The sequence below is a fragment of the Pseudomonas sp. LF020 genome, assembly GCF_053456425.1.
Genome location: NZ_JBRFIX010000012.1, coordinates 70,260 through 93,009 on the forward strand (window position 1 = coordinate 70,260; position 22,750 = coordinate 93,009).

Consider the following 22,750-nt stretch of genomic DNA (forward strand, 5'->3'; position numbering starts at 1 on the left):
CGAACAATCAAAACTTGAAGAAAACGCCTGCTACTGCGGTGATTGCTGTCACCACCCCAGCTATAACTGCGAGCGGATATAAATTTGTCTCTCTCTTAAGCTTTTTTTCCTCCGCCAATAGCTTTTTCCTTTCGGCCACAAGCTTTCTTGACTCATTCTCCAGCCTGTCGAGTTCCAGATTTTCAAGATCGTTCTTGAGCATTCGCCTTCCTTGGCTGCCGGCAGTCCCTGCCCGGGCTGCTTTGTGCCCACATGATTTCGCGTTCATCACCCTTCCGATAGCAGATGCATCTGCCAGATTCGTAGGCAAAATCCGCGAAAATTGTAGGTAGCCTCGTACAAAAACAGCGGCGAATTCATCACCCCACACTTTCAATCTGGCCGACATGTTCTAGCGTGAGAGGAGTCCCTTGCCCAACGGAGTCTTTGCCCATGCCCCTCGTGCGCGTCGAAATCAAAAAACACTCTGACCCCACCTTCGCCAAACGCATCGGCGAGCAGATCTACGCCGCCATGCGCAGCACCATCAACGTGCCGGAGCACGACAACTTCCAGATTCTCAACGAGCATGATGGCGAACATTTCATCTTCGACCCGCAGTACCTGGGCATCCAGCGCAGCGATCAGTTGGTGATCATCCAGATCACCCTCAATGAAGGGCGGACGCTGGAGCAGAAAAAAGCCCTGTACCAGACCATCGCACACAGTCTGAACCGCCAACTGGGCATTCGCCTGGAAGATGTGTTCATCAATCTGGTGGAAGTCAAAAAGGAGAATTGGTCGTTCGGCAACGGCATCGCTCAATACGCCAGTTGACAGCCCTTCGCCGCCGCCAGCATGATCGGCGGCATGAACGTTCGCCCGCTGCACCTCACCCGTACCACCACGACCGCCACCGGCGGGTCGTGGTGTTGCTGCCTGAGGTGAATCCAGCGCAGTGAACCCAAGGCCCCGCCAGCAATGGACGGGGCCTTGTTGTTTCTCCCGTCCGTGCGCTTTTGCAGCCCTCAAGGAGAAACATCATGTCCGCAGCATTGTTGATCATCGATATGCAGGTCGGTCTGTTCCATGGCCCGGAAAAACCCCACGACGGCGAGCGCGTGCTCGCCAACATCCAGCATCTGATCCACCAGGCCCGCCAGCAACACGTGCCGATCTACGCCGTACGCCACACCGGCCCGGCAGGTTCGCCGATTGCCGCCGGCAGCCCCTTCTGGCAATTGCTGCCGGAACTCGATCTGAATGCCGAGTCCGACCATGTGTTCGACAAGTCCCGCCCCAACGCCTTCCATGGCACTGATCTGGCGCAGCAACTTAAAAGCCGAAACGTCGAAGATCTGTACCTGGTCGGCATGAAAACGCAGTTCTGCGTTGACGCCACCTGCCGCGCCGCTGCCGATCTGGGCTTCAAACCGTTGCTGGTGACCGACGCCCACACTTGCATGGACACCCCGGCATTACCCGCCCACGTCATCATCGAGCACCATAACGCCACCCTCGGCGGGGCATTTGCGCGGCTGATCAACAGCGCCGACGTGAGCTTCTGACGAAGCGCCCGCGCGCTCCCCGTTTCAGCTCCTACACTGGCTGAAGCGGGGCTGCGGCCATCATTGCCAAACCGCTCTGGAATCAGCACTCTGACACGACTTTCGCGACCGAACCGCCACTGATCACAGGAGCCGCGCAATGCCCGCCACCGTTCTGGTACTGGTTGAAACCATCAATGACTATTTACCGATTCTCGAGCATCAGGGCTTTCATCTGATCCTCGCACCAACCCCTGCCGAACGTGCGCAAGCCATCGCCAGCCACGGCGCACGGATCGACGCGGTGCTGACCCGTGGCCCGCTGGGACTGACCGCTGAGGAAATCGCCGCCCTGCCAGCACTGAAAATCATCACCGTGATCGGCGCCGGTTATGAACACGTTGACCTGCAGGCTGCCAGCGATCGCGGGATCACCGTGACCAACGGCGCCGGGGTCAACGCTTCGTCGGTGGCCGATCATGCGATGGCGATGCTGTTGGCGCTGGTGCGCGACATTCCGCGCTGCGATGCGGCAGTGCGCCGGGGTGAATGGCCGAAGATCATGCGCCCGTCGCTGGCCAATAAACGCCTGGGCATTCTCGGCCTGGGCGCGGTGGGCATGGCGATTGCCAAGCGTGCCCAGCTCGGTTTCGACATGCAGATCAGTTACCACAACCGTCAACTGCGCAGCGATGTGCCGTACGCTTTCTGCTCGACGCCAACCGAACTGGCACGCGCCTCGGACTTTCTGATCATCGCTACGCCGGGCGGCATCGGCACCCAGCATCTGGTGACTCGCCCGGTGCTCGACGCCCTTGGCCCGAACGGTTTCATTGTCAACATCGCCCGGGCGAGCGTCATCGCCACAGCGGATCTGATCACTGCCCTTGAGCAACGGCGGATTGCCGGCGCCGCACTGGACGTGTTCGATCACGAACCGCAGGTGCCGGATGCACTGAAAGTGCTGAGCAACGTGATTCTCACGCCGCACGTTGCCGGCCTGTCACCCGAGGCCACCCAAGGCACGGTGGAGCTGGTCGGCAAAAACCTCGTGGCGTTCTTCTCCGGGCAACCCGTGCTGACGCCGATCGCCCTGCCCCCCAGGCTCAACAACCAGCGCGTGCATTGAAAATCGCCGGCAGCGCCCTGCTGCCGTACCTATTCGAAACGCTGATTATCCTGCAACACGCTAACCTATAAGACCGCTGCGCGCTTGTGGCCGCCCGAGTGCGCCATTAGATTAGCCAATGATGTCTGGCCTCCAAAATAAGCAGAAGGGATAAGCATGGCGCTTACTGACCAGTCCACCCGTATCCGCGCTGGCGAAGAACTCGATGCCAGCCTGATCGATCCGTACCTCAAGGCGCACATTCCGGACCTGACCGGCACCCCGCAGATCAGCCAGTTCCCCGGCGGTGCGTCGAACCTGACGTACCTTCTGGAATACCCGCAGCAGGAGTTCGTGCTGCGCCGGCCGCCGTTCGGCCACAAGGCCAAATCCGCCCACGACATGGGCCGCGAATTCCGCATCCTCAATCAATTGCGCGACGGTTTCCCCTACTGCCCGAAAGCCTACGTGCACTGCACCGACGAGTCGGTGATCGGTGCCGAGTTCTATGTGATGGAACGGGTCAAGGGCATCATCCTGCGCTCCGACCTGCCGCCAGAACTGGGCCTCGATGCAGCCAAGACCGAAGCGCTGTGCAAAAGCTTCATCGACCGTTTCGTCGAACTGCACCGCGTCGACTACAACGCCTGCGGCCTCGGCGATCTGGGCAAGCCTGAAGGCTATGTCGCCCGTCAGATCAAAGGCTGGAGCGAGCGCTACGAAAAAGCCCTGACCCCGGATGCGCCGCACTGGGAGCAGGTCAAAGCCTGGCTCAACGACAAGATGCCGGCCGATCATCCGACCTCGAGCATCGTCCACAACGACTATCGCTTCGACAACGTGATCCTCGACCCGAACAACCCGATGCAGATCATCGGCGTGCTCGACTGGGAACTGACTACCCTCGGCGATCCGCTGATGGACCTGGGCAACACCCTCGCCTACTGGATTCAGGCCGATGATCCGGCACCAGTGCAACTGATGCGCCGCCAGCCGAGCCATGCTCCGGGCATGCTGACCCGCCGCGAGTTCGTCGATTACTACGCCGAACGCTCGGGCATCCGGATCGACAATTTCGACTTCTACTACACCTACGGCCTGTTCCGTCTGGCCGGCATCGTGCAGCAGATCTACTACCGCTTCTACCACGGCCAGACCCAGGACAAACGCTTCGCGCAGTTCATTCACATGAACAAACTGCTGGAGCACATGAGCCTGCAGGTCATTGCGAAATCGAGCCTCTGACGGCCCACACCAAGGAACCCTTATGTCCAAGACTCAGTTGTTCGACCTCGACGGCAAAATCGCATTCGTCTCCGGCGCCAGCCGTGGCATCGGTGAAGCCATCGCCAAACTGCTGGCCCAGCAAGGTGCCCACGTGATCGTCTCGAGCCGCAAGCTCGAAGGCTGCCAGCACGTCGCCGACGCCATCATCGCTGCCGGCGGCAAAGCCACCGCCGTGGCCTGCCACATCGGTGAAATGGAACAGATCAGCCAGGTATTCGCCGGGATCAAGGAACAGTTCGGTCGCCTCGACATTCTGGTCAACAACGCGGCGACCAACCCGCAGTTCTGCAACGTGCTGGACACCGATCTGGGCGCATTCCAGAAGACCGTCGACGTGAACATTCGCGGCTACTTCTTCATGTCGGTGGAAGCCGGCAAGCTGATGCGCGAGAACGGCGGCGGCAGCATCATCAACGTCGCCTCGATCAACGGGATTTCACCGGGCGTGTTCCAGGGCATCTATTCGGTGACCAAAGCGGCAGTGATCAACATGACCAAGGTCTTCGCCAAGGAATGCGCGCAATTCGGCATCCGCTGCAACGCCCTGCTGCCGGGCCTGACCGACACCAAATTCGCTTCGGCGCTGGTGAAAAATGACGCGATCCTCAAGCAGGCACTGACGCAGATCCCGCTCAAGCGCGTGGCCGATCCAAGTGAAATGGCCGGCGCGGTGCTGTATCTGGCGAGTGATGCGTCGAGCTACACCACCGGGGTTTCGCTGAATGTGGACGGTGGGTTCCTGTCCTGATTTCTCTGACAAATGATTAACCCTGTAGGAGCGGGCTTGCCCGCGAAGACGTAGTGTCAGGCACCATCGCTTTGAATGACACACCGCATTCGCGGGCAAGCCCGCTCCCACAGGGGTTCTCTGTCAGTCAATGACCTTGGGCCATTACCTGACGAAGCGCACCGACAACTTCCGCAACAGCAAACGCGCCCCCCCACAGCGCTACTGCGTGACACACCGGGTGGTGGTGATATGCCGAGTGACCTGCTCGTCAACGTACATATCGCCGGACACCTGAGTGTTTTCCAGCGTCTGACAAGTACGCACCGGCGGTGGTGGAGGTGCAGCAGGAGGCGGTGGTGGCGGACTGGCACAGCCACTGAGCAGCGCAACGGAGAAAGCCAGCGACAACGGCAGATACACGCGTTTCCCAGGATTATTCATAGGACGACCCGCGGTGAATGGAAGAGCCACTTCCGCCATTGCGCACGAATACCGCGGATGACGGAAGACCTGACCACTCATTCTTTATAGCCGACCACCCTGTAAGCGCCAGTGAAATGGAGGGGGATGGGGGAACTGGCTGTCGATTTTGTGGGGAGCAAACCTGAGTGGGAGGGATACATCAGCAAGAAATGTGTTCTCTGGAAGGCCGCCATCGCTGGCAAGCCAGCTCCCACAGGTGTGAGTATTTCTGCCAGAAACAGGCCGACTGTGAGGCCGCCATCGCCGGCAGGCCAGCTCCCACAAGGATTGAGTATTTCTGACAAAACTAGGTCGGCTGTCAGGCCGCCATCGCCAGCAGGCTGGCTCCCACAAGGATTAGTATTCATGCCAGAAACAGGCCGGCTGTGAGGCCGCCATCGCTGGCAGGCCAGCTCCCACAAGGATTAGTATTCCTGCCAGAAACAGGTCGGCTGTAAGGCCGCCATCACCAGCAGGCTGGCTCCCTGAAGCCCCAGATCAAAAGATCGCAGCCTGCGGCAGCTCCTACACTGGCCGAGTGTCAGCTCGCCGAAAGCTTTTGATCTGAGGGCCCGTCGGCAGGCTGAGTGGAGGGATTTATCCAGGGGTGGGAGCGCAGCGACCGTTTGGCGCAGCCAAACACAGCGAGAGGAGGTGCAGCGAAGCAAACCGTAGGCGCTGCCCCCCGGATGAATCCCGCAGCGAAGGAACCCGAGCCCAGGCGAGGGCCGAACGTCAGGGTAAAGCCTTTTTGGTTACTTTTTCGGCGTCTGGAAAAAGTGACCCGCCGTAAGGGCGGAACCTTAGGAGGCCGTTACCGCAGCAACGGATATACACCCAAAACCCCCTAACCCCCCCTAAAACCCCCTAAAACCCCCTAAAACCCCCTAAAACCCCCTAAAACCCTAAGCCATATCCGGATCCCGAGCAGCCCGCAAAGAATTACTCTCCAACTCATACCGCAACTCATCCACCAGCGCCGCCACCGACTCAGGCGTACGCAACGCATCGAGCTTCAACCCACTGATCACCAGATCCACCTGCCCCGAATCCGGGTGATACAACTTCACCGTCAGCGAATGATCCCCATCCACTGAACACTCGCACGCCAATGGCGAAAAACTCTGTTCGAGGCTGGCGCGCAACTGCGCAAGATTCATCATGGAGCCTGTTCCTTTAGCTGTTTCGAAGGGAGACGATCCCAAGCCGACAGGCTCGTATCGCACCCCAACAGACTAAGAACTGCCCCACCGTACCAAAACATCCATTTGCACCGTATCAACTAGTGCATTTGCACCTAACGTTGGCCCTTTCCGCTCCACTCTCCGGAGAACAGACCACGCTCCCGCGCCCAGACAATCGCCTCGCTGCGACTGTGCACATCGAGCTTGGAATACACCGTCGCCACATGATTGCGCACCGTGTTCGGCGCCAGCTTCAGGCGTGCGGCGATCTCCTTGTCGGCCAGCCCTTCACAGATCAGCCCCAGCACATCGCGCTCACGCGCCGTCAGGTCAGTAAAAGACACGCTCGGCAGTTGCGGCGAATTGACCTTTTTCACATTGGCCAGTTTTTCAATCAGCGTCCGGCTGAACCACGAAGCATCCTTCATCACCTCTTCAATCGCCGCCACCAGCTCCAGCTCGGTGCGCTTGCGTTCGGTGATGTCCATCAGCACCAGCAAATAGCACGGCGTGTCCTGGATATTCACGGTGTCGGCAGATACCGCGCACTCCAGCAGATCCGCATCCTTCTTGCGCACCCGGACGTCGACCCGATCAACCCGACCGCTTTTCGCCAGGGCGGTCAGCAGTCGGGCCCGCGCGCCATCGTCGTCGATGAAACTCAATTGGGTCACGGTTTTACCGACGACATCGTCACTCTCGTACGCCAAAGCGTCGAGGAACGCCTGATTAACATCAATTACCTGCTGCTCTTCGGCGGTGCAGATCAGAATCGGCACCGGCGTCAGGCGGAACGCCTTGGCAAAACGCTCTTCACTCTGACGCAGCGCCACCTCGGCCTTGTGGCGCAGCTCCATGTCGACGAAGGAAAACAACATGCAATCCTCATCATTGAGCACCAACGGTTGCCCGGCAACGATCACTTGCTTGCTGCCGCCATCGGGCAGGCGCAGTTGAGCCTGCATCTGCGGAATGGTCGCCACATCGCGCAGACGCTGGATCGCCAGATCCCTTTGCTCGGCCTGCTCGAAAATATCGATCTCATAGGCCGAGGTGCCGATCACCTGATCGCGGGTGTAGCCGGTCATTTCCAGAAACCCCGGATTGACCTTGATGTAGCGCAAATCGCTGAGACGGCAGATGACCGCGGGCGCCGGGTTGGCGTTGAAGGTTTTCTCGAAGCGCTGCTCGGCGTTGGCCCAATCGGTGACATCGCTCATGATCAAGACCAGCGACTCCGGCTGCCCTTCGCGGTCGGTCAGCACCATGCTGCGCACGCTGTGCACCCAGACATGCTCGGGATCCTCCACGGCGCTCAGCTCGATCAACAGATCACTGAAGACTTCGCAACGGGCGACGCGGCTGATCGGATAATTTTCCGGGGGGATCACGTGATTGTTGCGATAACGCAGAGTGAAACGCTTGGCATACTCATCGGCATTTACGCCCAGCTCACCGATCCGGCTGACACCGTGCATCGCCAGCGCCGCCTCGTTGGCCCAGAGGATGCTCTGATCGAGCTCCAGCAGAATCACCCCGTCGGACAGCCCGGCGATGATCTGCTGCAGCTGGCGACGGTTGGTTTCAGTGGTCAGGACTTCCTGGCTCATTGGATCTCCACAGGGAATGCACGTGTGAAGATTACGACCGCAGGCAATCGTGATCGTGCCGAACATAAATTCCCGCACCATCACAGTCCCCCTGTGGGAGCGAGCTTGCTCGCGAATGCGGTACTTCAGTCAAATAATTCGTCGGCTGACACACCGTCTTCGCGAGCAAGCTCGCTCCCACAAGGGGGATCAAGGTTGGCCTGACATGTCCACCAGCTCGCGCAACGTATCGAGAAACAGCCTGAGCACCGGCGAAGCATCATCAGCGCGGTAAGTGGCATACAACGGCACCTCCGGCAGCGCTGGGGTCAGCTTGCGAAACACCAGCCCCGCAGGTGCCAGTTGCTCGATCGAAGCCGGCAGCAGCGCCACCCCAAACCCGGCGCGTACCAGGCTGAGCAACGTCTGCACCTCGATCACCTGCTGGCGGATCTGCGGCGTGAAACCGGCCTGAATACAGCACTGATAGAGAAAGTTGGCAAACCGCGACTGCTTCAGCTCCAGCGCGACAAACGGCTCCTGCGCCAGATCCGCTGGCGCCAGCACCTCGCGACAGGCCAGCGGATGATCTGCCGGCATCACCACATGAATCGGCTCGTAGATCAGCAGTTCATTGCGCAAGAGCGGATCGTCATAACCGACGCGGAACACGCAAGCGTCGATACGTTTTTCCTTCAGCGCCTTGACCTGCGCCGCCGGGGTCATTTCATGCAGCCGCCAGTTCACCTGCGGATAGCGCTCGCGAAACAGATGCAGGGCCTTGGGCAGCACGCCGACCATCACCGAACTGATCATGCCGATTTCCAGCTCGCCGAGCTGCCCGCGCCCGGTCTGGCGGGTCAGGTCCAGCGCCCGTTCCAGTTGTTCGAACACCAGCGGCGCCTGCTCCTTGAGCATCTGCCCCGCCGCTGTCAGCTCGACCCGATGGTGACTGCGCTCGAACAGCGGCGTGCCGAGTTCTTCTTCCAGCAGACGAATCTGCTGGCTCAGCGGCGGCTGGCAGATGTGCAGACGCTCGGCGGCGCGACCGAAATGCAGCTCATCGGCCAGGGCCATGAAATAGCGCAGCAGACGCAGGTCCATGGCGGCTTACCCCAGAGTCAGCGGCGTTGAACGCTGGCGCACGCCGGTCAGCGCGAACAAGGCGTTGGCAATCGCGGGTGCCACCGACGGACTGCCTAACTCGCCGACGCCACCGGGTTTGCCTGGCTCACCCTCCAACACCACGATGTCGGTGGCGGGCATGTCCGACATGCGCGTCACGCGGTAGTCGTGGAAATTGCTCTGCACCACCCTGCCCTGTTGGATGTCGAGCCGATCAAACAACGCATGGCCGAGGCCCCACATCAGGCCGCCGTAAATCTGTTCCTCGACGCCGCCAGGTGACACCGCCAAACCGCAATCGACCACGCAGGTCAGCTTCTCGACTTTCGGCTTGCCATCGACCGTCGCGACCCGCGCCACCACCGCGATAAAACTGGTGTAACCCTGATTGGTGGCAATTCCCAACGCAGTGCCCGGTGGCAGCGGCTGGCCCCAACCGGCGCGCCCGGCCGCCTGTTTCAGCACTGCCACATGCCGTGGCCGTTCCTGCATATTCGCCAGCCTGAACGCCAGCGGATCGGCGCCCGCTGCGTGGGCCAACTCGTCCATGAAACTCTCGACGGCAAACACATTGGGAATAAAGCTCACCGATCGATACCAGCCACTGGGCACATGGCTTTCGTGCTTGACCCAGTTCAACTGCAGATGCGGCGGACGGTAGGCGAAGTCCCACGCGGTGATCGCTTCGGTGGTGCTGTAATCCATGTGATCCGGGCGCTCGAAATAGCCCGGCTCCCACTGCTCCGGCGAGGCCGGTGACACCGCGTGCAGTTGCAGCGCGCTGAGTTGGCCGTGGGCATCGAGCGCGCCTGTGACCCGGTGCAACGTGGCCGGGTGATTGAACAGCGCGTGCATTTCATCTTCGCGGCTGTTGAGCAGTTTCACTGGCACGCCGGTCTGCTGCGCCAGATACGCCACCTCGAACAACCAGTATTTGGCCTCCCGCGCACCGAAGCTGCCACCGGACACCAGTTCGTTGATGGTGACCTTGCCTTTGTCGATGCCGCACACGGTTTGCGCGGCTTCCAGCGCCGAAGACGGCACCTGCACGCCGCCCCAATAAGTGATCGCCTTATCTTGCACGTGCGCGGTGATGCAGATCGGCTCGAGCGGGTTCTGCACCTTGTACGGCATGCGGTAATCGGCTTCGAGCAGTTGCGCCGCGTGCGGCCATTGCGCGTCGACATCGCCATGCGTCATGGCCGTGACGGTTTGGCTGTGCGGGTCGGAAATAGCCGCAGCCTGGGCCTTGGCCAGTTCCGCGCTGTCGAACCCGGCCAGTGGCGAGTCGCTCCATTTGATCTCCAGCACCTTGCGGCCCTGCTGCGCCGCCCAGAACGTGTCGGCCAGCACCGCCACGCCTTCCAGGTTGCCACCGAGTACATCGGGCCGCCCCGGAATCGCAAGCACCTGGCGCACGCCCGGCACCTGCAATGCCGCCGCCGAATCGACGCTGAGCACTTTCGCGCCGACTACCGGCGCGCGCTGAATCACCGCCACCAGCATCTTCGGCAACTGCACGTCGATGCTGTACTTGAAGCGCCCGCAGACCTTGGCCGCGGCATCCCGTTTGTGCCGCAGTTTGCCGATGTACTTGAACTGCGCCGGATCCTTCAGCGTGACGTTGGCCGGTGCCGGCAAATGCGCCGCCACGCCGACCAGTTCGCCGTAGCCGAGGCTGCGTTTGCTGGCCGCGTGAATGACCCGGCCTTTTTCGGTACTGCAACTGTCGGGGCTGACTTTCCATTGCTTTGCGGCCGCCGCGATCAGCAGCGCCCGCGCCGTGGCCCCGGCCATGCGCAAGCGCTCGTATTCCAGGGAAACACTGGTGCTGCCGCCCGTAGAGAAGACTTTCCAGACCGGATGAATGTAGGTCTCGAAGAACGGATCTTCCGGGGTGATCACCTGCACGGTCATCGGGTTCACATCCAGCTCTTCGGCCACACACGCGGCCAGCGCTGTTTGCGTGCCGGTGCCGGAATCGTGCTTGTGCACCACCAGTTTCACCGTGCCGTCGGGGAAGATCCGCACCCAGGCGTTGGGCTCGAATTCCGTGGCCGGGGCCGGCGCCTTCGGGTCGCTGGCGGCGCTGCCGGATGGCAGGTACAAGGCAATCGCCAGGCCCGAAGCGAGCGTCGCCGTTTGCTTGAGAAACACTCGGCGGGACGGTTCGAGCAAGATGTCGTCGCGCAGGCTCATCACGCCTCCTTCGGCGCGTTCGCCGCACGTTTGATCGCTTTGTTGATCCGCGCGTAAGTGCCGCAGCGGCAAATGTTGCCGGACATCGCATTGCGGATCGAATCGTCGCTCACCGCTGCGCCGGTGTTGAGCAGCGCGGCGGCGGACATGATCTGCCCGGATTGACAGTAGCCGCATTGCGGCACATCTTCGGCGACCCAGGCCAGTTGCAGCGGATGGCTTTCGTTCGGCGACAAACCTTCGATGGTGGTGATGCTGTGGCCCGCGACGGCGGCCAGCGGCAACTGGCAGGAACGCACCGCGACACCGTCCAGATGCACGGTGCAGGCACCGCACAGGCCCATGCCGCAGCCGAATTTGGTGCCGGTGAGTTGCAGTTGGTCACGCAGTACCCATAACAAGGGCATGGAGGGGGACGCTTCATCCAGCTCGCGTCGTTCGCCGTTAACCGTGAATGCGATCATTGTCAGGCTCCAAAAGAGCGGCCCGTCTTTGTGCGGGCCTGGTCATCGATTATTGGAACCCCGGGCAAATCGCGGCCAGCGACGATTTCTGCCAACCGCTGTTAGCAGGACTAACAACATGTACAAGCGATACCCGTCAGTGCAGTCCATGAGTGCGTTCATCCACGCGGCGCGCAGTGGCAGTTTTTCCAGCGCGGCGCGCAAACTTGATCTGACTCACAGCGCGATCAGCCAGCAGATTCGCGCACTGGAAGATTTCATCGGTCAGCCGTTGTTTGTGCGTGAAGGCGGCGGCAGCAACCTCACCGACGCCGGGCAGCTGTTTGCCAGCGTGCTGTCGGACGGTCTGGCGCAGATCGACCGCGCACTGTCCTCGGTGAAAAACCGCAGCGTGGCGCAGCGCCTGACTCTGGATGTGGACAGCGAGCTGGCGCAGAGCTGGCTCAATCCGCGCCTGCCGGAGTTGCTCGACGGACTGCCGGATTACGAGGTGACGCTGCTGTCGATGCCGCGCAGTGACCGCAGCAGCTTCGAGCGCGTGGACCTGGCGTTGCGTTACGGTTATGGCGATTGGGATGACTGCGAGATGACGCAGATCTGTGGCGATCGGGTGTTGGCGGTGGCTTCGCCGGCGCTGCTTGAGCGCTATGGTTTGCAGTTGCCGCTGAGCCCGGCGCAGATTCTTGAACTGCCGCTGTTGGGCTATACGCGGCGCTCGTGGATTCCGTGGCTGGACGCAGCCGGAATGCTGCCCGAGGAGCCACCGGCGCGGGTGATTTTCGATAATGCGGCGAACCTGATTGCGGCGGCTGAAGCGGGTGTCGGTGCCGGGCTGGTGCGTGGATTGCTGGCTGCCGATGCGTTGCGCAATGGGCGGCTGGTGGCGCTGAACGAGGCGCAGATTGCCGCGCATTACAACCTCTACGCCGTGTGGCCGCACGGGCAGGCCGAGCGGGTGGCGCCGGTGGTTGAGGTGATCAGGCAGTTGGCTGCGCGTACACAGTCCTGACGCCATCGCTGGCAAGCCAGCTCCCACAGGTTTTTGTGGTGTGACACAGATCGGATCAACACTTCGATCACTGTGGGAGCTGGCTTGCCAGCGATGGCGTCGGCACATTCACCCTAAAACCAAAACCATATCGCCCAAGTATCACCACCCCACCCAATTAATATTGTACGAACCCCTCCCCCCTTTCCAATACTCGCCCTCAGCAACCACCCACCCGGGCCGGATGCGAACAGGCGAGGGAATGCGCGAGTGCTGCGCATAGAAATGGCCGATAGCCCGGGGCGTGGATGCCGAGAGCCGCAAGGCTCCCTTCCCCGCTATCAGGAGATCGACTTCAATGATCATCGATATCAGCTGCTATCCCACGGATCTCGTGGACCTCGCCTGGAGGCATGACGGTGACCCGTTCACCGGCGAGCGTTTGCTGGAGATGATGGATGGCCCGTACATGGTCAACGGCAAACCTCGCCGGATCGACAAAGCCTTCATCCAGCCGCCGCAGGGCAACACGATTTACACCTGGACCGACGGCGAACTCTCGGGCCGCGAATCCATCGACGCCTACATGGCCTACACCCTGAAAATGGTCCAGACCTACCCGGATCGTTTCATCGGCTGCTTCGTCTACAACCCGCGCTGTGGCGTGGAAAACGGCGTCGAGGCGATCGAGCGCTACGTCAAGCAACACGGTTTCAAGATGGTGCAGATGCAGGCCAACATGCACGCCTACCGGCCTGACCGAGCGCTGGACTGGGTGCGCCCGTGCTTCGAGAAATGCGCCGAGCTGGGCATTCCGGTCAAGCTGCACACCGGCGACGGGCCGTACAGCATCCCGTCGGAATGGGTGCCGATGATCAAGGAATTCCCCAACGTGAATTTCATCATGGCCCACTTCGGCGTGCAGACCGGCGGCGTCTACGTGTTCGAACCGATGCAATGGGCGATGGAATTGCCCAACGTCTACTGCGAATCGGGCTGGTGCCTGCAATCGCGGATCGTCGAGTTCGCCAAGGTCTTGCCGACGCACAAGATCCTGTTCGGCACCGACACCCCGCCGAACGAACCGGGCATGTGGCTGCGCCTGCTCGAAGTGTTGTGCCACGAGCCGCCGCAAGGCCTGAACCTCGACGAAGACACCCTCGAGGAATACCTAGGCAACAACACCGCGCGGATGATCGGCCTCGAACCGACCCCGCCGCCGCGTTCCGTTTCCGAAGCAGAGGCGCAACTCAAGCGCCCCGTCACCACGCAACTGGCCAGGAGCTGAACCGATGATCATCGACACCCATCTGCACCCCACCAACCTGGTCGACGAGGCCTGGCGCCACACCGGCGAACCGTTCACCGGCGAGCGCATGCTCAAGCTGATGGACGGCCCGTACATGATCAACGGCAAACCACGCCGCATCGACATGGGTTTCATCCAGCCGCCACCGGGCAACACCGGTTATCGCGACGGCAACCGCCGGGGCCGCGAGGGCGTGCGTGACTACATGTCGTATGTCGCCGAACTCTGTGTGAAGTACCCGGATCGCTTCATCGGCAACTTCAACTTCAACCCGCGCTGGGGACCGGAAAACGGTGCGGCGGAGCTGGAATTCCACATCAAGGAATACGGCTTCAAGATGCTCAAGCTGCACGCCAACATGCACGGCTATCGTCCGGATCGGGCGCTGGACTGGTTGCGCCCGGCGATGAAGGTCTGCGCCAAGTACAACATCGTGGTGCTGATCCACACCGGCGATGGCCCGTACACCATTCCGACGATGTTCTACCCGATCATCCGTGAGTTCCCGATGGTCAATTTCATCATCGGCCACTTCGGCATCCAGACCGGCGGCAATTACTCGTTCGAGGCGTTCTGGATGGCGATGGACACGCCGAACGTGTACTGCGAATCCGGCTGGTGCTTCCAGTCGCGGATCGTCGAGTTCGCCAAGGAACTGCCGCGCAACAAGATCGTGTTCGGCACCGACTCGCCGCCGAACGAACCGGGCATGTGGCTGCGCGAGCTGGAGGTGTTGTGCTCACCGGCACCGCAGGGCTTGGGCATCGATGAGGATCATCTCGAAGACTACCTGGGCAACAACATCGCCCGGTTGTGCGGGATCGAGCCGACGCCGCCGCCCAAAGACCTGGTTGAGGCGGATATTCGCCTGACCACCACTTATCTCTGATACCGCTGTTCGCTGAAGCCATGCTGAACCCTTGTGGCGAGGGAGCTTGCTCCCGCTGGGTGGCGAAGCCGCCCCCAAAGAACAAGGCCTGCTGCGCAGTCCAGCGGGAGCAAGCTCCCTCGCCACAGGGATCTGCTCAGCACCTTAGTGAACAGTAGAGGCAACACAGCGACTTTACAGGCACGAAGATGACCCGGCGTTCCCTCGACCGGCAGGCCAACGGCTGCTCGATCGAACGCCTTCTCACCCCTGCGTGCCTGCTTTTTACGAGGTGAAACCATGACCCGTTCGACGCTCGGCGATTCTCAGGACTTTCACGCGTTCATCGATGCCTATAGCCGTGAATACCCGGACGATGTGCTGACCATCACCCAAGCAATTTCTGCTGATCAGGACGTCACCGCCCTGGTTGATGCCCTCGCCGCACAGGGCCGCGATCCGTTGCTGATCTGCGAAAACGTCGGCGGCCTCAAGGTACCAGTGGCAACCAACCTGTTCGCCTCCCGCACCCGCATTGCCCGCTTGTTCGGCGTCACCCCGGCACAACTGCACGAAACCTTCCAGCGCCGCGCCAACCAGCCCATCGCCCCGCGCTACGTGGAAAGCGGCCCGGTGCTCGATGAAGTGTTCGAAGGCGAAGCCGTGGATCTGGCGCTGCTGCCGATGCTCAAGCATTTCGACAGTGACCGCGGCCCGTACATCACCAACGCGATCATCATCGCCGAGGACCCGCTGACCGGCATTGCCAACATGAGCTACCACCGCTCGATGCGCCACGCCCGCCAGTCCCTGGCGACCAGCCTGCACTCGCGTGGACACTTGTGGCGGATGCTGCAGACCGCCCGTGAACGCGGTGAAGAATTGCGCGTGGCAATGGTAGTCGGCGCGCATCCGTTGTTCATGCTCGCTGCTGCCGCACGCCTGCCGTATGGCGCCGATGAACGCGCCGTCGCCGGCGGCCTGTTCGGCGCGCCGCTGGAGCTGGTGAAAACCCCGCGCTATGGCATCGGCGTACCGGCTTACGCCGAATTTGTCCTGGAAGGCGCCATCGACCCGACGGCTTACGCCGAAGAAGGCCCGTTCGGCGAGTTCAGCGGTTATTCCTCGGATCGTTCGACCAACAACGTGTTGCGCGTCGACACCCTGCTGCGGCGCAAGGACGCCTGGCTGGTCGATGTCATGGGCGGCCGTTACGCCGAGCACCTGACCCTCGCCCGGCTGCCGCGCGAAGCGGAAATGAGCGAGAAGCTCAAGGCACGTTTCCCTGCCGTCACCGCCGTGCATTACCCGAACTCCGGCACGCATTTTCATTGCTACGTGGGGCTGGACCAGAGCCGCGACGGTGAGGCGCGGCAAATCATGCTCGCCCTGCTCGGCTGGGACCCTTACCTGAAAAACGTGATTGCGGTGGACAGCGATATCGACATCACCGACGACAGCCAGGTGTTGTGGGCGCTGGCCACGCATTTCCAGCCGCATCTGGATATTTTCGTGATCGATGGCTTGCCCGGCAGTCCGCTGGATCCGTCGTCTTCGGTCAACGGCACCACTTCGCGCATGGGCCTTGATGCCACACGCGGTTCCGGCTTCGACGGGATCAAGGCGCAGCTGGATCAGGATGTGCTCGAACGTGCGCGGGTGTTGCTCAAAGGGCTGGCATCGTGAGCCGCCAGCGGATGGTGGTGGGCATCAGCGGCGCGTCCGGCTTCATCTACGGCGTGCGCCTTTTGCAATTGCTCGCCGAACTGGACATCGAAAGCCACCTGATCATCAGCCGCGCCGCGCTGCTGACCATGGCCCACGAAACCGACTACAAACTGGCCGAGGTCACTGCGCTCGCCAGCCACTACCACCGCGCCGATGACGTCGCCGCCGGGATTGCCAGCGGTTCCTTTCGCTGCCTGGGCATGGTGGTCGCGCCGTGTTCGATGCGCACCCTGGCGGAGATCGCCACCGGCACGTCTTCCGGGCTGATCGGCCGCGCCGCCGACGTCACCCTCAAGGAACGCCGCACCCTGGTGCTGATGGCCCGCGAAACCCCGCTGACTCTCGCCCACCTGCGCAACATGACTGCCGTCACCGAGATGGGCGGGATCATCGCCCCGCCAGTGCCGGCGTTTTACGCGCGGCCCAAGAGTCTTGGGCAAATGGTCGATCACAGCCTCGGCCGGGTGCTCGATCTGTTCGGCCTGGATGCCGGCGTTGCCTGCCGATGGCAAGACCCCCCCCGGCCCCTGTGGGAGCTGGCTTGCCAGCGATAGCAACAGGTCAGCCGGCATCACTGGTGAATGACACACCGCCATCGCTGGCAAGCCAGCTCCCACAGTTGATCGCACTCCGACAAAAAACACAGGTAAGGAGCTCCAGATGAACACCCCCTTCAACGCCCCAACCCCCAACACCAAAATCCCCGTGACCATCCTCACCGGCTTCCTCGGTGCCGGCAAAACCACCCTGCTCAACTACATCCTCAAGGAAAACCACGGCCGCAAGATCGCCGTGATCGAAAACGAGTTCGGCGAGGTCGGCATCGACGGCGATCTGGTGCTCAGCTCGGAGACCGAAGAAATTTACGAGATGGTCAACGGCTGCGTGTGCTGCACCGCCGAGGTTCGCGAGGATCTGGTGCGCATCGTCCGCGAACTGGTGGCGCGCCCGGTGCGCCTCGATCACATCCTGATCGAGACCAGCGGTCTGGCCGATCCATATCCGGTGGCACAGAGCTTTTTCATCAATGACCCGATTGCCGAGGAAGTCGAACTCGACGCCATCGTGACCATGGTCGACGCCAAGCACATCGCCCAGCACCTGGAGGATCTGCAACTGGATGGCGTCGACAATCAGGCGGTGGATCAGATCGTCTGCGCCGACCGCATCGTCATCAACAAGGTCGATCTGGTCAGCCCTGAAGAGGTGGACATTCTGCGCGGCAAGATCCGTGGTTTGAACGCCACCGCAGATCTGGTGACCTCGACCCACGCGCAAATCGATCTGACGAAAATCCTCGGCATCGGCGCGTTCGAGTGCACGCAGAAGCTCATGGAAATCGGCGCCGAGCCTGAGCATCACGAGCATGACCACCAGCATGAATCGGATGACCACGAACACGACCCGAGCGTGTCATCGGTGCGCATCGCCGTGGACGGCGCGGTCAACCTGATGGCGTTCCACCGCTGGATCAGCGAACTGCGCTCGTCCCAGGCCGACAACCTCTATCGCATGAAAGGCGTGCTCGCCGTGGCCAACGAAGACCAGCGCTACGTGCTGCAGGGCGTGCACAGCCTGGTGGAATTCCGCGCCTCGACCGCATGGGGCACCGAGCCTCGTTCGAGCAAGATCGTGTTCATCGGCCGCGACCTGGACCGCGCGGCGCTGAACCAGGGCTTTGCCGCCTGCCTGGCAGGCTGAGCAAGGCACCGGAGCCGGTGGATGGCGGCTTCGCAGCACGAATGACTGGAACGATCACTTGGCGGTGACACGGTACCTGTGGCGAGGGAGCTTGCTCCCGCTGGGTCGCGAAGCGGCCCCTGAACAGCATGGGCCTGCTGCGCAGTCCAGCGGGAGCAAGCTCCCTCGCCACAGGTGTCATCACGGCGTCAATCAATTGATCGGCATCAGACGAATACCCCTCTCTACCGCATAAAAACAGCCAGAGGTGATTCCCCATGTCGTCAGCCACTCCTTCCTCCACCGTGCACCCCGTCGACCGCGTCCTGCCGGTGCGACAGATGCTCACCCTCGGCCTGCAACACATGGCCGTCTCGTACATCGGCGCCATCGCCGTGCCGTTGATTGTTGCCAGCGCGCTGAAAATGTCCCACGCCGACACCGTGGTGCTGATCAGCACCACGCTGTTCTGCTCCGGCATCGCCACCCTGTTGCAGACCGTCGGCTTCTGGAAATTCGGCGTGCGTTTGCCAATTCTGCAAGGCGTGGCATTCAGCAGCGTCGGCCCGGTGATCGCCATCGGCAGCAACCCCGACGTGGGCTTCGCCGGAGTTTGCGGCGCGGTGATCGGCGCCGGGATTTTCACCATGCTGATGGCGCCGTTCGTGGGCCGATTGCGGCGGTTTTTCCCGCCGGTGGTCACCGGCTGCATCGTCACGGTGATCGGCTTGCAGCTGTTCCCGATCGCCTATGAATGGGTCGGTGGCGGACGCAACGCGAGCAATTTCGGCGCCCCGGCATTTCTCGCGGTGGCAGTGGTGGTGCTGTTGACCATTCTGCTGGTCAATCGCTATGGCAGTCCGTTGCTGCGCAACATGGCGGTGCTGGTGGGGATGCTGGTCGGCGCCGGTCTGGCCTACGGTCTGGGCATGGGCAATTTCCACAGCGTCGAAGAGGCGCCGTGGCTGACCGTGCCCTACCCGTTCTACTTCGGTCTGCCGACTTTCAGCCTGATCCCCATCGCGACCATGGTGGTGGTAATGATCGTGCAGATGGTCGAGTCGATGGGGCTGTTCGTGGCCATCGGCGACATCGTCGACAAACCGGTGGAAGACAAGCAGGTGATCAACGGCCTGCGCGCCAATGGCCTGGCGAGCACCATCGCCGGGATGTTCGCGGCATTCCCGTTTATCGCATTCATGGAAAACGTCGGCCTGGTGATCCTGACTGGCGTGCGCAGCCGTTGGGTGGTCGCCGTCAGTGGCCTGTTGATGTGTTCGATTGCGCTGGTGCCCAAGGCCGGGGCGATCATCGCGTCAATGCCGACCGCAGCGCTGGGCGGCGCCGGTATCGCGATGTTCGGCGTGGTCGCGGCAGCGGGCATCCAGACCCTCGCCAAGGTCGATTACGAACGCAATCGCTTCAACGTGCTGATCGTCGGTTTCACCATCGCCGCCGCGCTGGTGCCGGTGCTCGCGCCTTCCCTGTTCAAACAAATGCCCGAGTGGTCACAGCCGTTCCTGCACAGCAGCGTGGTCATCGCCTGCCTGGTGTCGGTGCTGCTCAACGCGGCGCTCAACGGCGTCAGCGTGCCAGACACCACAGCCGGCAAATCCGCCTCGCACATTCTCTGACTGGAGCCTGCCCATGACTCAACTTCAAAACATCCTGATCAAAAACCCCGTGGCGGTGATGACCGGCCTGCGCGGCCCGCGTGCCCGCGCCGGGGCGACGGACATTCGCGTGGTCAACGGACGCATCGCCGAAATCGCCGCCAACCTTGAGCCGCAACCCGGCGAGCGGGTGATCGATGCGCGCAACTGCGTGGTCTATCCGGGCTGGATCAACACCCACCATCACCTGTTCCAGAACCTGCTCAAAGCCGTGCCCGAAGGCATGAATCAGGATCTGCAAGGCTGGCTGGCGAGCGTGCCCTACCCGCGCTTGAACCGCTTTACCCCGCAACTGGCGCGGATCGCCGCCCGCCTGGGCATGGTCGAGTTGCTGCTGTCCGGCGTCACCACCTGCGCCGATCATCACTACCTCTATCACGCCCACGGCACCACCGAGACCGGGGATCTGCTGTTCGATCTGGCCGATGAATTCGGCCTGCGTTTCGTGCTCTGTCGCGGTGGCGCACTGGAGTCGGCCAGTGCGCACCCGGGCTTCTCGAAAACCGCGCTGCAACCGGAAAGCCTCGAGCAAATGGTCGGTGATATCGAGAGGCTGAAGTCGCTGTATCACCAGGACACCCCGGACGCCCTGCGCCGGGTCGTCGTCGCGCCCACCACGCCGACCTTTTCGCTGCCGCCGACCCTGCTGCGCGAACTGGCGCACACCGCCCGCGGCCTCGGTTTGCGTCTGCACACGCACCTGTCGGAAACGCAGAACTACGTGAATTTCTGCCGCGAGAAATACAACTGCCTGCCGGTGGAGTTCGTCGCCGAACACGAATGGCTCGGACCCGACGTCTGGTTCGCCCACGCCGTGCACCTGCAACCCGGCGAAATCCGCATGCTCGCCCAGACCGGCACCGGCGTCTCGCATTGCCCGGTGAGCAACGCCCGTTTGGGCAGCGGCGTCGCACCGATTCCGCAAATGTACGAGGCCGGCGTGCCGATTTCCCTCGGCGTCGACGGCGTCGCGTCCAACGAATCCGGAAGCATGGTCGGCGAAGCTAACACCGCATGGCTGATCCACCGCGCCGAACAAGGCGCCTCGGCGACCACCGCCGAAGACGTGATCCACTGGGGCACGGCGGGCGGTGCACAGGTGTTGGGGTTGGGCGCGGTAGGAACGCTGGAAGTCGGCCAAACGGCGGATCTGGTGATCTACAGCCTTGATCATCCACGGTTCTTCGGTTTCCACGATCGCGCAGTTGCCCCGGTGGTCGCGGGGGAACCGATCACGGTGAAATACAGTCTGGTGGGCGGCCGGATCGTGGTCGACAACGGCGTGATTCCGGGGCTGGATATCGAACGGATGCGCGCCGAAGCGTGGGAAGGAGTGCAGGCGATGATGAATATCGACGATTGACCGCGGATCCGCATGCAATGCAAAACCCTGTGGGAGCTGGCTTGCCAGCGATGGCGGACGTTCAGTGAATGCAGCGGTGACTGATCCACCGCTATCGCTGGCAAGCCAGCTCCCACAAAAGAGTGCTGCATTCGCGACTTCCGGGATTCTCGACTAAGGTTACCCCCTCATCGGATTGAGCCCCTGCCAGCTATACCGGGCTCTTGATCAAGGAGAGACTGATGACGTCGCGTCGCAACATCGAACAGACTTATCGCACCTGGTCCAGCCCGATTCTGCTGGAGCTGAAAAAGCGCGAACACCAAATGGCGCCAGTCGAGCGTCAGGCGCTGGAGAATGTTTTGGTCGAACGGCGGTTGCTGGATGTGGGCAACCCCAACGGCCCTGACAGACGCCAGGGCATTGCGGGCAAGAATGACCGACCCGGTTGAGCACCGCGTCAGAGCAGGAGGTTAAGCCCCAACTGCAGCAGTTCCTTGCGCAGCATCGACGGTTTCACAAGCGCCATGCCCGCCTGCCATCGCAGCGGCACCAACCGATCCAGCTTCTGCTGGCTGAGCAGCGGCTCAGCCAGCAAACAACTCTTGCCGTCACGGATGCTGATGACGTTCAGCAACCAGTCATCGCCCTGCCCGGCCATCCAGCGGCTGATCTCGACATGCTGTTTTTCAATCAGGGCATCGGCATCCCATACGGTCATCTGGGCGAAAACCTGCGGCAGGTTGCTGTCCGGATTGAATCGCTTCAGATCCGCCGCTAACGCTGCCTGCAGGTCTGCTTCGATGGCGGCCTGACATTCGAGGAAATACTGCTCGGGCCAATTCGCCGGCAGATTCGCCCGCGGCGCCAATATTTCATAAGCCTCGATATCCAGTTCGGTGGTCATCTGTCCGCTGAAGTTGAGCGTGTTGTCGAGAATCGCCGTGGCCAGCAATGCCGCGCTGTGCACGCTGATTCGCGGTAGCAGGCCGGCGCTTTGCCAGCGCCGAAAAACCTGCGTCGCCGCTGCGCCGATCGGGCGAATATCGGCGGCGCAACCCAGTCGTTCAACCCAGTACCGTTCAAAACCGGGATGATGGTCGATGACCTCCACCACTTGGTCGAGCACCACCAGCGGGTCAAGGTGCTGATAGTCGGACACATCGACCAGCACGAATTCGTCGTTTGCTTGTGGAGAGTAGCGGTGAAACTCGGCACCCCAGCTCAGAACGGTCGGCGACACGCTGCCGTTGGGTCTGGCACTGCTGACGGCACGGGCGGAAATGCCTTGCAGGTTGAGCAACTCTGCGTAAGCGACACAGCAGGCGTAGGCGTCGATGTCCAGATAGGACGCGCCGGAGGTGATGATTTTCATGGGGCGCAAACGTCGCACATTTCCATGACATTGGGGTGACATAAAAAGATCGCAGCCTTCGGCAGCTCCTACAGGTTGAATGCAATCCAACTGTAGGAGCTGCCGCAGGCTCG

The 22,750-nt window shown here is 61.7% G+C and carries 22 protein-coding genes; 14 read left to right on the forward strand and 8 right to left on the reverse strand.

The window, feature by feature from the left end:
- Positions 1 to 7: 7 nt before the first annotated feature.
- Positions 8 to 202, reverse strand: coding sequence for a hypothetical protein (locus ACU680_RS24035; RefSeq protein WP_367084826.1), 195 nt, complete (start codon positions 200 to 202; stop codon positions 8 to 10).
- A 230-nt stretch (positions 203 to 432) separates the two neighbouring features.
- Here ACU680_RS24035 and ACU680_RS24040 point away from each other — a divergent pair, with 230 nt between their 5' ends.
- The 5 genes from ACU680_RS24040 (at position 433) to ACU680_RS24060 (ending at position 4,669) form a co-directional block, all read left to right on the forward strand.
- Positions 433 to 816, forward strand: coding sequence for a tautomerase family protein (locus ACU680_RS24040; protein WP_448180691.1), 384 nt, complete (start codon positions 433 to 435; stop codon positions 814 to 816).
- Between the two features lie 206 nt (positions 817 to 1,022).
- A complete protein-coding gene (locus ACU680_RS24045) occupies positions 1,023 to 1,547 on the forward strand; it encodes a cysteine hydrolase family protein (protein ID WP_448180692.1) in 525 nt (174 codons plus the stop codon).
- Positions 1,548 to 1,686: 139 nt separating this feature from the next.
- Positions 1,687 to 2,655 carry a 2-hydroxyacid dehydrogenase gene (locus tag ACU680_RS24050; RefSeq protein ID WP_007965759.1) on the forward strand — a complete coding sequence of 323 codons (969 nt, stop codon included), beginning with the start codon at positions 1,687 to 1,689 and terminating at the stop codon, positions 2,653 to 2,655.
- Between the two features lie 156 nt (positions 2,656 to 2,811).
- Positions 2,812 to 3,879 carry a phosphotransferase family protein gene (locus ACU680_RS24055; RefSeq protein WP_448180693.1) on the forward strand — a complete coding sequence of 356 codons (1,068 nt, stop codon included), beginning with the start codon at positions 2,812 to 2,814 and terminating at the stop codon, positions 3,877 to 3,879.
- 22 nt (positions 3,880 to 3,901) lie between these two features.
- The gene (locus tag ACU680_RS24060; protein WP_007965755.1) at positions 3,902 to 4,669 is read left to right on the forward strand and encodes an SDR family oxidoreductase; all 768 of its coding nucleotides are present in this window, start codon (positions 3,902 to 3,904) and stop codon (positions 4,667 to 4,669) included.
- A 201-nt stretch (positions 4,670 to 4,870) separates the two neighbouring features.
- On the opposite strand, the gene ACU680_RS24065 is transcribed toward ACU680_RS24060, so the two are convergent.
- The 6 genes from ACU680_RS24065 to ACU680_RS24090 all read right to left on the reverse strand — a co-directional run bounded on the left by ACU680_RS24065 (position 4,871) and on the right by ACU680_RS24090 (position 11,674).
- The gene (locus tag ACU680_RS24065) at positions 4,871 to 5,092 is read right to left on the reverse strand and encodes a hypothetical protein (RefSeq protein WP_045122399.1); all 222 of its coding nucleotides are present in this window, start codon (positions 5,090 to 5,092) and stop codon (positions 4,871 to 4,873) included.
- Between the two features lie 926 nt (positions 5,093 to 6,018).
- Positions 6,019 to 6,276, reverse strand: coding sequence for a DUF1652 domain-containing protein (locus ACU680_RS24070; protein WP_123588182.1), 258 nt, complete (start codon positions 6,274 to 6,276; stop codon positions 6,019 to 6,021).
- Positions 6,277 to 6,410: 134 nt separating this feature from the next.
- Positions 6,411 to 7,907 (reverse strand): helix-turn-helix transcriptional regulator, encoded by a 1,497-nt coding sequence (locus ACU680_RS24075; RefSeq protein WP_448180694.1) that lies wholly within the window; start codon positions 7,905 to 7,907, stop codon positions 6,411 to 6,413.
- A gap of 189 nt (positions 7,908 to 8,096) precedes the next feature.
- Complete coding sequence (locus ACU680_RS24080) at positions 8,097 to 8,990, reverse strand: LysR substrate-binding domain-containing protein (RefSeq protein ID WP_448180695.1); 894 nt, start codon at positions 8,988 to 8,990, stop codon at positions 8,097 to 8,099.
- Positions 8,991 to 8,996: 6 nt separating this feature from the next.
- On the reverse strand, positions 8,997 to 11,210 hold the full coding sequence (locus tag ACU680_RS24085; RefSeq protein WP_448180696.1) for a xanthine dehydrogenase family protein molybdopterin-binding subunit: 2,214 nt from the start codon (positions 11,208 to 11,210) through the stop codon (positions 8,997 to 8,999).
- Positions 11,210 to 11,674, reverse strand: coding sequence for a (2Fe-2S)-binding protein (locus ACU680_RS24090; RefSeq protein WP_448180697.1), 465 nt, complete (start codon positions 11,672 to 11,674; stop codon positions 11,210 to 11,212). Before ACU680_RS24090 ends, ACU680_RS24085 begins: the two co-directional genes overlap by 1 nt.
- A gap of 118 nt (positions 11,675 to 11,792) precedes the next feature.
- On the opposite strand from ACU680_RS24090, the gene ACU680_RS24095 reads away from it, so the two are divergent.
- From ACU680_RS24095 to ACU680_RS24135, 9 genes are all read left to right on the forward strand, one after another.
- Positions 11,793 to 12,683, forward strand: coding sequence for a LysR substrate-binding domain-containing protein (locus ACU680_RS24095; RefSeq protein ID WP_448180698.1), 891 nt, complete (start codon positions 11,793 to 11,795; stop codon positions 12,681 to 12,683).
- Positions 12,684 to 13,020: 337 nt separating this feature from the next.
- Positions 13,021 to 13,950 carry an amidohydrolase family protein gene (locus ACU680_RS24100; RefSeq protein ID WP_086792694.1) on the forward strand — a complete coding sequence of 310 codons (930 nt, stop codon included), beginning with the start codon at positions 13,021 to 13,023 and terminating at the stop codon, positions 13,948 to 13,950.
- 4 nt (positions 13,951 to 13,954) lie between these two features.
- Entirely contained in the window at positions 13,955 to 14,860 is a 906-nt protein-coding gene (locus ACU680_RS24105) for an amidohydrolase family protein (RefSeq protein ID WP_003224037.1), read from the forward strand.
- A 279-nt stretch (positions 14,861 to 15,139) separates the two neighbouring features.
- Positions 15,140 to 16,525, forward strand: a complete 1,386-nt coding sequence (locus ACU680_RS24110; RefSeq protein ID WP_448180699.1) for a UbiD family decarboxylase — start codon at positions 15,140 to 15,142, stop codon at positions 16,523 to 16,525.
- The gene (locus tag ACU680_RS24115) at positions 16,522 to 17,121 is read left to right on the forward strand and encodes a UbiX family flavin prenyltransferase (RefSeq protein ID WP_448180700.1); all 600 of its coding nucleotides are present in this window, start codon (positions 16,522 to 16,524) and stop codon (positions 17,119 to 17,121) included. Before ACU680_RS24110 ends, ACU680_RS24115 begins: the two co-directional genes overlap by 4 nt.
- A 106-nt stretch (positions 17,122 to 17,227) precedes the next feature.
- A complete protein-coding gene (locus ACU680_RS24120) occupies positions 17,228 to 18,268 on the forward strand; it encodes a CobW family GTP-binding protein (RefSeq protein WP_448180701.1) in 1,041 nt (346 codons plus the stop codon).
- 257 nt (positions 18,269 to 18,525) lie between these two features.
- Positions 18,526 to 19,881 carry a nucleobase:cation symporter-2 family protein gene (locus ACU680_RS24125; RefSeq protein ID WP_448180702.1) on the forward strand — a complete coding sequence of 452 codons (1,356 nt, stop codon included), beginning with the start codon at positions 18,526 to 18,528 and terminating at the stop codon, positions 19,879 to 19,881.
- A gap of 13 nt (positions 19,882 to 19,894) precedes the next feature.
- On the forward strand, positions 19,895 to 21,283 hold the full coding sequence (locus ACU680_RS24130) for an amidohydrolase family protein (protein WP_448180703.1): 1,389 nt from the start codon (positions 19,895 to 19,897) through the stop codon (positions 21,281 to 21,283).
- Between the two features lie 221 nt (positions 21,284 to 21,504).
- Entirely contained in the window at positions 21,505 to 21,714 is a 210-nt protein-coding gene (locus ACU680_RS24135) for a hypothetical protein (protein WP_007965250.1), read from the forward strand.
- Positions 21,715 to 21,722: 8 nt separating this feature from the next.
- Here ACU680_RS24135 and ACU680_RS24140 read toward each other — a convergent pair whose 3' ends face one another.
- Positions 21,723 to 22,637, reverse strand: coding sequence for a DHH family phosphoesterase (locus ACU680_RS24140; RefSeq protein ID WP_448180704.1), 915 nt, complete (start codon positions 22,635 to 22,637; stop codon positions 21,723 to 21,725).
- Between the last annotated feature and the right edge of the window lie 113 nt (positions 22,638 to 22,750).

Coding starts and splice junctions, on each gene's coding strand:
- ACU680_RS24035 (WP_367084826.1), bottom strand. CDS start 202: ATGCTCAAGAACGATCTTGAAAATCTGGAACTCGACAGGCTGGAGAAT.
- ACU680_RS24040 (WP_448180691.1), top strand. CDS start 433: ATGCCCCTCGTGCGCGTCGAAATCAAAAAACACTCTGACCCCACCTTC.
- ACU680_RS24045 (WP_448180692.1), top strand. CDS start 1,023: ATGTCCGCAGCATTGTTGATCATCGATATGCAGGTCGGTCTGTTCCAT.
- ACU680_RS24050 (WP_007965759.1), top strand. CDS start 1,687: ATGCCCGCCACCGTTCTGGTACTGGTTGAAACCATCAATGACTATTTA.
- ACU680_RS24055 (WP_448180693.1), top strand. CDS start 2,812: ATGGCGCTTACTGACCAGTCCACCCGTATCCGCGCTGGCGAAGAACTC.
- ACU680_RS24060 (WP_007965755.1), top strand. CDS start 3,902: ATGTCCAAGACTCAGTTGTTCGACCTCGACGGCAAAATCGCATTCGTC.
- ACU680_RS24065 (WP_045122399.1), bottom strand. CDS start 5,092: ATGAATAATCCTGGGAAACGCGTGTATCTGCCGTTGTCGCTGGCTTTC.
- ACU680_RS24070 (WP_123588182.1), bottom strand. CDS start 6,276: ATGATGAATCTTGCGCAGTTGCGCGCCAGCCTCGAACAGAGTTTTTCG.
- ACU680_RS24075 (WP_448180694.1), bottom strand. CDS start 7,907: ATGAGCCAGGAAGTCCTGACCACTGAAACCAACCGTCGCCAGCTGCAG.
- ACU680_RS24080 (WP_448180695.1), bottom strand. CDS start 8,990: ATGGACCTGCGTCTGCTGCGCTATTTCATGGCCCTGGCCGATGAGCTG.
- ACU680_RS24085 (WP_448180696.1), bottom strand. CDS start 11,210: ATGAGCCTGCGCGACGACATCTTGCTCGAACCGTCCCGCCGAGTGTTT.
- ACU680_RS24090 (WP_448180697.1), bottom strand. CDS start 11,674: ATGATCGCATTCACGGTTAACGGCGAACGACGCGAGCTGGATGAAGCG.
- ACU680_RS24095 (WP_448180698.1), top strand. CDS start 11,793: ATGTACAAGCGATACCCGTCAGTGCAGTCCATGAGTGCGTTCATCCAC.
- ACU680_RS24100 (WP_086792694.1), top strand. CDS start 13,021: ATGATCATCGATATCAGCTGCTATCCCACGGATCTCGTGGACCTCGCC.
- ACU680_RS24105 (WP_003224037.1), top strand. CDS start 13,955: ATGATCATCGACACCCATCTGCACCCCACCAACCTGGTCGACGAGGCC.
- ACU680_RS24110 (WP_448180699.1), top strand. CDS start 15,140: ATGACCCGTTCGACGCTCGGCGATTCTCAGGACTTTCACGCGTTCATC.
- ACU680_RS24120 (WP_448180701.1), top strand. CDS start 17,228: ATGAACACCCCCTTCAACGCCCCAACCCCCAACACCAAAATCCCCGTG.
- ACU680_RS24125 (WP_448180702.1), top strand. CDS start 18,526: ATGTCGTCAGCCACTCCTTCCTCCACCGTGCACCCCGTCGACCGCGTC.
- ACU680_RS24130 (WP_448180703.1), top strand. CDS start 19,895: ATGACTCAACTTCAAAACATCCTGATCAAAAACCCCGTGGCGGTGATG.
- ACU680_RS24135 (WP_007965250.1), top strand. CDS start 21,505: ATGACGTCGCGTCGCAACATCGAACAGACTTATCGCACCTGGTCCAGC.
- ACU680_RS24140 (WP_448180704.1), bottom strand. CDS start 22,637: ATGAAAATCATCACCTCCGGCGCGTCCTATCTGGACATCGACGCCTAC.